Here is a 9478-nt window from a genome sequence, read left to right as displayed (position 1 = left end):
CTCGGACGACCTGTCCGTCGTCTCCGGCGATTCGGCGGCGCCGGCCTCCGGCTCCTGCGACTCGGGGCCGCCAGGCGCGTCCGACGGTGGCGCCTGGGCATCACCGGCGGCATCGTCCTGCGGCGATTCCCGGTCGCCCTCGCGGCCCGCTTGATCCTGGCCCTGGCCAGTGCCCGCAGCCCCCTCCTTACCTTCACCTTGCTGCGCGTCGCCGGCCTGTTCGGCATCGCCCGGCTGCGGCTGGCCACCGCCCTGCTGCTGCGCCGCTTGCTGGCTCTGGTCGCCGGCCTGCTGCTGTTGCTCGCCTTGCTGCTGGTCGCCCTGTTGCTGCTCGAATTGCTCGGATTGTTCCTCGGAGGGCTGAGATTCGGACGGCTGGGATTCTGCCTGTTGGGCTTCGGACGCCTGGGCTTGGGACTCCTGGCTTTCGGACTCCTGGGGCTCGGGCTCTTGAGACTCGGACTCTTGAGAATCCGGTGTCTGCGACGGTTGCGCGTCCTCCCGCGGCCGCTCGGTGGCCTGTTCGGACGGCGACGGCTGGGCCTCGTCGGGCTGCCGCTCTCCCTCCGTCTCCATCACCCCCTCGTCCTGGGTCGGCTCGTCCCGTTCCTCTTCTTCGGCCTCGGTGTCCTGCTCGTCCGGGGGCGTCTGCGTCTGGCCGGCCAACAGCGCGCGGGCCAAGGTCAGGTTGTGGTGGGCGTCGTCGTGGCCCGGGTCCTCAGCGAGGACGGCCTCGTAGGCGGCGATCGCGCCGACCAGGTCGCCGAGCTGGAAGCGGGCATTGCCCAGGTTGTAACGGGCGTCCTCGCGCACGGCCGGGCGCTCGACCTGGTCGAAGGCACGCGCCGCTTCGGCGTAGCGCCCGGCGCGGTAGAGGGCGACGCCGCGGCGGTAGTCGTCGGTGAAGGTCGCGGCGGCCTGTGCGTAGTCGCCCGCCGCGAAGGCCGCGTAACCATCCTGCTCGGTGTTGCTGAACCAGCCTGCCAGGACCGGCGGGGCGGCGAGCAGGGCCAGGACGGCGACCATCGAGGGGCGGCGGGGCTTCATGGACGCTCGGGACCTCGCCGGCGCGGTGCACGGGGACGGAAATGCTTCAGGAGCAGGGCCATGACGATCAGGACCGGCAGATAGAAGCGCTCGTTCCAGATCCGTGCCCGCTCGTCGGTCAGCGAGGCGCTCACCGGGCTCGCGGCCGCGGCCGCGAGGATCGCGAGCGTGTCGTCGTCGCGGTAGGTCGCCTCGGCGTAGAGGCCCCCACCGGCCTTCGCCAGCGCGCGCAGCTGAGCGGCGTCGAGGCGCGAGCGTACCGGCTGGCCGTCGCGGTCGAGGACCCAATCGCCGCGCGGCGCCGGGACCTGGCCGCCGGCGGTCGTGCCGACGCCGAGCGTGTGCAGGCGAATGCCCTGGGCGGCCAGGGCCGCGATCTGTTCGAGGAGGCCCGGCTCGGCGAAGTCGCCGTCGGAGATCAGCAGGATCGCCCGGGTGCCTTCGGGTGGCAGGCCCTCGAGGAGGGTCTCGGCGCGGGCCAATGCCGGCAGCAGGCGGCTGCCCGCCAGCTCGGGCAGGTCGGTCGTGAGGGCCGGCAGGGCGTTGCGGATCGCCGCCGGGTCCTCGCTGACCGGCGAGATGACAAGCGGCACCGAGGCGAAGGCGATGAGCCCGAGGCGCAGCTCGCGATTCTGCCGGATCAGGTCGGCGACCTCTTGGCGGGCCCGGGCGAGGCGGCTCGGGGCGACGTCGTCGACCTGCATCGAACGCGAGATGTCGAGGAGGATGAGGAGGCTGTCGCCGCTCTGCAGGAGCGGGCGCTCGACATAGTCCCAGCGCGGCCCGGCCAGCGCGACGACGAGCAGCGTCCAGAGCGCCGCCCAATGCAGGAGGCGCGCCCAGCGCTCGCCCGCGGCGGGCTCGCGCGTGCCGGTCAAGTACGGCAGCAGGTGCGGGTCGGCATAGCGGTGGATCGGGCCGCGCGCCGCCTTGGCGGCGCTGCGCCAGCGCCACAGGGCGACCGGCACGAGGGCCGCGAGCAGCCAGAGCCAGGCCGGCTGGGCGAGGTGCAAGCCGCCGTCAGCCACCGCGCGCCCCCACGAGCAGGCGCCGGCGGCCCTCGGGGAACAGGCCGAGGGCGAGCAGCGCCGCCAGCGCGACGCCGATCGGCCAGCGGAACAGGGGCCGCGGCAGATAGGCGGTGCGCGCCTCGGCGCGGGTCTTCTCCAGCGCGTCGATGCGCGTGGAGATCGCCTCCAGGGCGTCGGTGTCGGTGGCGCGGAAGTAGGCCCCGCCGGTGACCTCGGCGATACGCCGCAGCGCATCCTCGTCCATCGTCAGGTCGTCGCGGTAGCGGATGCGGCCGTCCTCGGTGATGGGGATGCGCTCTTCGCGGCTGCCGACCCCGATCACGTAGATGCGCACGCCCGCCAGCCGCGCGAGTTGGGCCGCCTCGCCGGGGGTGAAACGGCCGGCATTGTTGTCGCCGTCGGCGATTACGACCATGACGCGCGAGCCGGTCGGGCGCTCGCGCAGCGTGCGCACGCCGAGCGCGATGCCATCGCCGAGCGCCGTCGCCGGGCCGGCGATGCTCGGCACGACGCCGTCGAGGAGCCGGCTGACGGCCTGACGGTCGAGGGTCAGCGGGGCGAGCAGGAAGGCCTCGGTGCCAAACAGGATCAGCCCGACGCGATCGCCCTCGCGGTGGTCGATGAAGCGGCCGATGACCCCTTTCACTACGGCCATCCGCGACACCTGCCGGCCGCCGACCGTGAAGTCGAGGGCCTCCATCGAGTGCGAGGCGTCGACGGCGACCATCAGGTCGTAGCCCGGGCGGCTGATCTCGGTATAGGGCTCGAGCCACTGCGGACGCATCAGGGCGACGACCAGGGCGGCCCACAGCAGGGCCAGCAGGGCCTCGTAGACCCAGCCGGCGAGGCGCCGGCGCGGGCGGCGCGTCTGGAAGGCGTCGGCGAGTGCCTCGATGCGCGGGTGGCGCAGCGTGACGCGCTGCTCGGTGGCCGGTGCCTCGTGTGCCTCGCCGGCGCCCGAGCGCAGCCGTGGCCAGACGTGGCGCAGCAGCCAGGGCAGGGGCAGCAGGAGGGCGGCCCAGGGCCAGTGGAACTCAAACACCTCCAGTGTCCTCCGCGCCGCGCTGCCGCGCAGGGCGGGCCTCGGCCCAGGCGGCTGCCGCGTCGATCAGGGTCAGGAGCGCCGTCGCGTCGTTGGCAGCTGTCCGGGGCGGGGCGTAGGGGGTGGCGAGCAGCGGTATGCCGTGCCGCTGCCAGTCGAAGCCGCGCGGGTCGTGGTCGGTGAGCCAGCGCAGCCAATCCTCGCCAGTCAGGCCAGCGCAGGCGGCGCGCCCGAGGCGGGCCATCGCGATGCGTCGCAGGAGCTCGGAGAGTTTGCCGACGGTCTCCTTGGCCGGCTGGTCGGCGGCCTGGCGGCGCAGCGTGCGCAGCTCCTGGCGCGCCGCCCGCCGCCAGCTGCCGAGGGTCGCGATCGGCAGGCGCCATGGCGGGCACTCGCGCGGACGGGCATAGCGCAGTGCGAGCGCCACGAGCAGGAGCGCGGCGGCCAACGCCCACCAGCCCGGGGCCGGCGGCCACCAGGGGATGGCGTCGAGACCCTGGATGTCGCGCAGCGGAACGGCCCCGGGGGCCATGGTCGCTTCGGTCGGGCCGGCCATCAGACGGCCCGAGACCGCGCGCGCTGCTCCAGGCTGCGGATCAGCGACAGGTGGATCTCCTGGTCGGTACGCACCGGCAGCAGGAGGATGTGGAGGCGGTGCGCCATCGTCTGGAGCAGCGCCCGGCGGGCCTCCCAGCGCGCGCGATAGGCGCGCCGGGCGGCCGGGTCGTCGGTGTCGACTTCGATCAGGGTGCCGTCGGTGCCGGCGAAGGTCGTCGGTCCCATCGCCGGGATCTCCCAGTCGGCCGGGTCGTCGACCGGCAGCAGGACGACCGTGTTGCGCTGGACGAGGGCGCCGAGGACCCGCTCCAGACCGAGTGCGTCGCGGTCGAGGTCGGCGATCACGAAGATCAGCGAGCCGGTCGGCAGGCCGCGGGTGGCCCGCTGCAAGGCCCCGGCCAGGCAGTCGATCGAGGCCACCTGCGCGCTGCCGGGGGCGGTCAGCGCGTGCAGCAGTTGCCAGAGGGCGCGCCGCCCGCGCGCCGGGCGGAAGTGCTGCAGGCCGGTCCCCGGGTCGCCGAAGATCAGGCCGCCGACGCGGTCGTTGAGGCGGCTCGCGGCCCAGCCGATCAGGGCCGCGGCGCGCGCCGCCTGGACCGACTTGAAGGTGCCGCGGGTGCCGAAGGCCATGTGCGGTCCTTTGTCGACACAGAGCACGACACTGCGCTCGCGTTCCTCGCGGAAGATCTTCATGTGCGGCTCGTCGGTGCGGGCCGTGACCTTCCAGTCCATGTAACGGATGTCGTCGCCCTCGCGGTACTCGCGCACCTCCTCGAAGTTGACGCCGGCGCCGCGGAAGACCGAGGCATAGAGGCCGGCGAAGGTCGAGTTGACCAGGTGGTGCGAGGCGATGCCGAGCGTATGGGCCTGGTGGCGCAGCTCGAGCAGGTCGTCGAGGCGTGGTGCGAGGCTCATCGCGGCCCCCGCGACCCGCGCACGATCGCGCCGCGGTGCCGGAGCCCGCCTGCGATCGCCTGGGCGAGTCTCCTGGCGGGGCGGGTCATCTAGGGGACGGCGACGAGGTTGAGCAGGCGGTTGATGAAGGCGTCGGTCGTCACGCCCTCGGCCTCGGCCTCGAAGGTCAGGAGCAGGCGGTGGCGGAGGATCTCGGGTGCGACGGCCTGGATGTGGTGCGGGGCGACGAAGTCGTCGCCGTCGATCCAGGCCCGCGCCCGGGCACAGCGCGCCAGCGCGATGCTCGCCCGCGGCGAGGCGCCGAAGCGGCACCAGCGGCCGAGGTCGGCATCGTAGACCTTGGGCGTGCGCGTCGCCTGGACCAGGTCGACGATGTAGCTGTGCAGCCGCGGGTCGAGATAGAGGTTGGCCACCGCGCGGCGCATCGCGAAGAGCTCGGCCTGCGACAACGGCCTGGCCGGCGGCGTGAAGGTCGCCTTCTGCTGGCGGCTGTCGAGTTCGAGGATCGCGAGTTCCTCGTCGCGGGTCGGGTAGGTGACGATGGCCTGCATCAGGAAGCGATCGAGCTGCGCCTCGGGCAGGTGGTAGGTGCCCTCCTGCTCGACCGGGTTCTGGGTCGCGAGCACCATGAACAGCGGCGGCAGTGGATAGGTGCGTTGCCCGACCGTGATCTGCCGCTCGGCCATCGCCTCGAGCAGGGCGGACTGGACCTTCGCCGGCGCCCGGTTGACCTCGTCGGCGAGCAGCACGTTGTGGAACAGGGGACCCGGGCGGAACTCGAAATCGCCCTTCTCGTGGCGGTAGATGTCGGTGCCGATCAGATCCGAGGGCAGGAGATCCGGCGTGAACTGAATGCGGTGGAAGTCGCCCTCGACGGCCTCGGCGAGTGCCTTCACGGCCGTCGTCTTGGCCAGCCCTGGCATGCCCTCGATGAGCAGGTGCCCGTCGCTCAGCAGACAGACCAGCATGCTGTCGACGAATCTTTGCTGGCCGATGATGCGGCTGGCGATGTGGTCGCGAACGGGCTCGAGGTCGGCTGGGGTCATGATCGGCGACGACTTTCGTTAGGGAGGCGATCGGGGTTGGCGGCCACGGGGTGGCGGCCGGCCTCCGCGCCGGGGACGTTGCCGGCTATCCTGCCGGCTTTGCGGGGTCGGCGCAACCGGTTTATTGGGCCAGGTAATCCTGACTATCGGCCGCCGTTCGTGATCCCCAGGGCGCGTCGATCGGTGCCGCGTGCCTCGCCGCTGGGCCCGTTTTGTCAAGGGGCTTGTGCACACCCGGCGATGGCGGCGGCTCGCCTGGTCAAGCCCTCGGTAGGTTCGGCCGACACCCTTGGTGAACTCATTAAGACATTGATTTTAAATAACTACAGTCAATGTCCAAAATCGCGACAATCTGTTTCAGCCCCAAGCAGGGCAGGGGTTTGGCGCCGAACGCCAACGTTTGTGCACAGACTTATCCACAGGCTCTGTTGGTATCTGGTATTTCCCCTTTGACCGTCGAATGTTGCGGTTCGATGTCGAGCATCGACACGAGGAAGGACGGATAAGCCAGGGCACGCATCGCGTACGATCCCGGGTCGGCCTCCTGCCGCTGTCCGCGGCGCCGTGGCCCGTGGTATCTCATCGGCCACTACGGCGGCTCGGTCATCGCCTAGCAGGCTCCCTGCTGCGCGCAGCGTGTCGCGTTCGAAAGGCAGGCCCAGCGACTGGAGCGGCTGACTGACGACCTCGCCATCGCCATCGAGTTAGCGACTCGAGGACCGGCTCAACGATCTGTCCGAGCGTCTCGGCGCCGATCTCGTTCAGGTGCGCATGGCGCTCCCGGCGACGGCCGAACCGATCGTCGCGGCAATCAATCAGGTCAGCGGGCGGATCGCCGAGTCCAACACGGAGGGCCTGGGCGGGCTGCTGGAGCGCGTCGCCGAGCTCGCGAAGGAGCCGACGGATCGCCCCGACATGGTGCGGGAACGAGAGGCATTTTGGCGACGCTACGAACGTGCCATTCGGCGTGCCTGGCTGATTGTCGGAACGAATTCGCGCGCAAGGGCAAGGGCCGTGTTGAAGGACTCGTTTGCCCGGTTCGAAACAAGGGCCGAATGTACACCCCGACCACCTGGGTTTGCTGATGCAGATCGGGAGTCTCGTCATCTTGGAGATGAACAAGACCGGTTCGACGCTATTTTGGGCTGCCGCGGACCCGATGATGCCCGGCTTCTATCAGTCCGAGTACAACCGCTCCGCGTTGCTGGAGCGATGTCCAAGCGGTGGTCCGGCTCGCACCGAACGGTTTCGGCTGACTCACGTTCCGCCAGGTGGGTGGCAGCCGAAATATCGAAAGGCCATCCAGGATCGCGCCAACCTGTCTTTGTCTTGAGCGCGGCGCGGTGCAATCGCGATCCGTTGGTGCTATCGTGCGTTGGTGCGAGACTAACGGTATCGAGTCATCATGGGCACCTCATCCAGTTCCACAATGGTCAAGGTCGTCGGGGCGAACGGCCAGATCTCTCTGGGCAAGCAGTACGCCGGCCGTCAGGTCCTGGTCGAAGAGCGCGAGCCGGGCGTATGGCTGGTGCGCACCGCGACCGTGGTCCCCGACAACGAGCGCTGGCTGCTGTACCCCCAGGCGGCTGACGATCTTCGCCGGGCCTTGGACTGGGCCGAAGCGAATCCTCCGGACGACGCGAACGTCGAGCAGATCCTGACCAGGCTGGGCGATGGCGAAGGCTAGGTCGGACGCCAAGGTCCGTTTGGACCTCAACAATCCGGTCTTTCAGGACGGCCTGTTCGGTTTGCAGAAACCGGAGCGTCTGGCCGCGCTGGAGACCCTGAGCAAGCTGCGGCAGCTGACCTGGAGCCAGCTTTATCGCGATGCGGGCCTGAAATGGGAGAAGATCGCGAGCGTCGCGCCGCCGCTGGGCATCGATGCCTTGTACTCCCTGCGCATCACGCGCTCGCGACGCGCGACGGCCTACCGGGATGGGGACTTCCTCCGACTCCTCAGCGTCGCCCGGGACCACGACGGTACTTACGGCAAGAAGTAGGCAAATGACGCGTTATCGGCTCGCGGTGGAGGCCGACTCGGAGGGTTGGCGATTCCAGTTGTTTCGGCGGCGCCTTCCTTTCGTCACCGAATCCCGAATGGCGCTCCAAGACTGGATCGCGTTGGCACAAGGACACGCCGGCGCGGCGTTGCTGCTGTCGTTGGTTGACAGCGGCGAGGCGGACGCGGCCGGCGACGACGCGGTGAGATTGACACACGGGCGCACGGCGGCCCTGTCCCAGGCGGAGGCGCGCCGGCTCGAGCTGCCGCCGTCCTGCGCGTTGACCCTGTTCCTGTCGCATGACGCGCCCCTCTCCGAGCCGACCTTTCGCCTCGATCTCGATTGGCTGCGGACCGATGGGCAGCGCCTGTTCGGTGTCCAGCGCCTCGGTACCCGGCTCCAGAGCGGTAGCCAGTGTTGGCTGGCCCTCGATCCGCTCTACTCGGCGCTGGAAGCGATCGACCGAGTCAACGCTGCCTCCGGCGACACCTCGTCTGCCGGCCTCGATCGGCGCATGGCGGCCTATGCCGAGCTCAAGTCAGCCCTCGTGCGGATGACCGGCGACCTGCGGGTCGACGATTACCTGCGTGGTCTGACGATCCATTGCGCGACGGGGCTCGGCATCGATCTGGAGCCAGGGACCGACAAGGCGCCCTTCCTTCCGACGCTCTACGGTAGCCGCCCCGAGCCGACGGCCGCCCCCGGCGACGACACGGGTGCGGACGACGGCGAGCCAACCCACCGACGTGAGCCGCTGCTTCCGAATCTTCATGCGAAGACCTTTCAGAAGCGATTCCTGGCGCAGGGTGCCCGTTCGCATAACCGGCTCGGAACCGGCGTCTACACGGTGCTCGACGCGCCGGCCGCGGCGGCCCTTCAGGTCGTCGCGCAGGTCAATGCCGCGGACGCCGAGACCCGCGGCCAGTTCCGCGTGGACCCGATGGCCTTTCTCACCCCGGCCATCGAGGCCGCTGGTGGCGCTGGCGAGATACTTTGCGCGCTGCGCGGCTACGGCGATCGGGTCACTGGCACAGGCGACTGGGTCCGGCCGGGCTTCTCGTTTCCGCTGCCCGTCACGCGGGACTGGTTTCCCGCCGAGGAGGTAGAGACATTCCAGGTCGCCCTTCCCGAGGGGGCGCTGCTGGTGGTGCGGGCCGACCAGGTGGCCGAGCTGCGCGACCTGATCACGAAGGCTCAGGAGGCGGGCGATGGGGCGATCGACTTCGCTGGCCTCGAATCGGCGTGATCGTGCGGCGACTGATATCCGATCGTGTCTGATCGAGGTCGCGATAGGTGGCTGTGTCGTGTCGATCATGCGGGATCGGGTCGCGATTCGTCGGTGTAAGACGATCGCGACGATCGCATCGCCGGCGCGACCTGAGACCGGGTTTCGGCACTCCGAGTCAAGAGGTTGTGCACATCCGTCCACGAGCGCGTTACGAGCGTTTGGCGGTTGCGGAGGACCTGATCGGGCCGCTACGTCGCTGCTGTAACCTCATGTTTTTATGTCGTTAAATTTGGTGTGTAGATTCGCGCCAATCTGTTTCAGGCTCAAGTGCGACGCGGGCTTGGCGGTGATCTTCGACGATTGTTCACAAACTTATCCACAGGTTCTGTGGGTATCCGGGATTTCGCCTTGTCCTGTGAAATGTTGCAGTTCCATTTCGGGCATCGACTGGAGAAAGTCATGCTAACGCTCTGATATAAAGTAGCTCACTCTTGTTTCGATTGAGTTTGTCGCGGGCGTCTGGGGGCGTCACCCGGGTGCGGTGGTGCGACGACCTTTCGTCGACGCCTCGCGATGGACGCCCGCGCGGTGCCCGGATCGGCTATACTGCG

At 69.5% G+C, this 9478-nt stretch carries 10 protein-coding genes; 4 read left to right on the top strand and 6 right to left on the bottom strand.

The window, feature by feature from the left end:
* The 6 genes from CKO41_RS02130 to CKO41_RS02105 form a co-directional block, all read right to left on the bottom strand.
* Positions 1-1026 (bottom strand): tetratricopeptide repeat protein (locus tag CKO41_RS02130; protein WP_200381101.1); only part of this gene is annotated, 1026 nt, incomplete at its 3' end.
* Between the two features lie 17 nt (positions 1027-1043).
* The gene (locus CKO41_RS02125) at positions 1044-2075 is read right to left on the bottom strand and encodes a VWA domain-containing protein (protein ID WP_200381100.1); all 1032 of its coding nucleotides are present in this window, start codon (positions 2073-2075) and stop codon (positions 1044-1046) included.
* Positions 2068-3120, bottom strand: a complete 1053-nt coding sequence (locus CKO41_RS02120) for a VWA domain-containing protein (RefSeq protein WP_200381099.1) — start codon at positions 3118-3120, stop codon at positions 2068-2070. The genes CKO41_RS02125 and CKO41_RS02120 overlap by 8 nt, the downstream gene beginning before the upstream one ends.
* Positions 3113-3676 (bottom strand): DUF4381 domain-containing protein, encoded by a 564-nt coding sequence (locus CKO41_RS02115; RefSeq protein ID WP_200381098.1) that lies wholly within the window; start codon positions 3674-3676, stop codon positions 3113-3115. Before CKO41_RS02115 ends, CKO41_RS02120 begins: the two co-directional genes overlap by 8 nt.
* Positions 3676-4593, bottom strand: coding sequence for a DUF58 domain-containing protein (locus CKO41_RS02110; protein ID WP_200381097.1), 918 nt, complete (start codon positions 4591-4593; stop codon positions 3676-3678). Before CKO41_RS02110 ends, CKO41_RS02115 begins: the two co-directional genes overlap by 1 nt.
* 89 nt (positions 4594-4682) lie before the next feature.
* On the bottom strand, positions 4683-5639 hold the full coding sequence (locus CKO41_RS02105; protein WP_200381096.1) for an AAA family ATPase: 957 nt from the start codon (positions 5637-5639) through the stop codon (positions 4683-4685).
* A 1108-nt stretch (positions 5640-6747) separates the two neighbouring features.
* Here CKO41_RS02105 and CKO41_RS02100 point away from each other — a divergent pair.
* The 4 genes from CKO41_RS02100 (at position 6748) to CKO41_RS02085 (ending at position 8885) form a co-directional block, all read left to right on the top strand.
* On the top strand, positions 6748-6972 hold the full coding sequence (locus CKO41_RS02100) for a hypothetical protein (RefSeq protein ID WP_200251979.1): 225 nt from the start codon (positions 6748-6750) through the stop codon (positions 6970-6972).
* Between the two features lie 72 nt (positions 6973-7044).
* Entirely contained in the window at positions 7045-7326 is a 282-nt protein-coding gene (locus tag CKO41_RS02095; protein WP_200381095.1) for a hypothetical protein, read from the top strand.
* Between the two features lie 19 nt (positions 7327-7345).
* Positions 7346-7639, top strand: coding sequence for a hypothetical protein (locus tag CKO41_RS02090; protein WP_200251977.1), 294 nt, complete (start codon positions 7346-7348; stop codon positions 7637-7639).
* Between the two features lie 97 nt (positions 7640-7736).
* Positions 7737-8885 (top strand): hypothetical protein, encoded by a 1149-nt coding sequence (locus CKO41_RS02085; RefSeq protein WP_200381094.1) that lies wholly within the window; start codon positions 7737-7739, stop codon positions 8883-8885.
* Positions 8886-9478 lie beyond the last annotated feature (593 nt).

The sequence above is a fragment of the Thiococcus pfennigii genome, from assembly GCF_016583835.1.
Lineage (GTDB): Bacteria > Pseudomonadota > Gammaproteobacteria > Chromatiales > Chromatiaceae > Thiococcus > Thiococcus pfennigii.
Note: the sequence above shows the minus strand (reverse complement) of the source record. Positions and strands in the feature narration are given on the sequence as shown.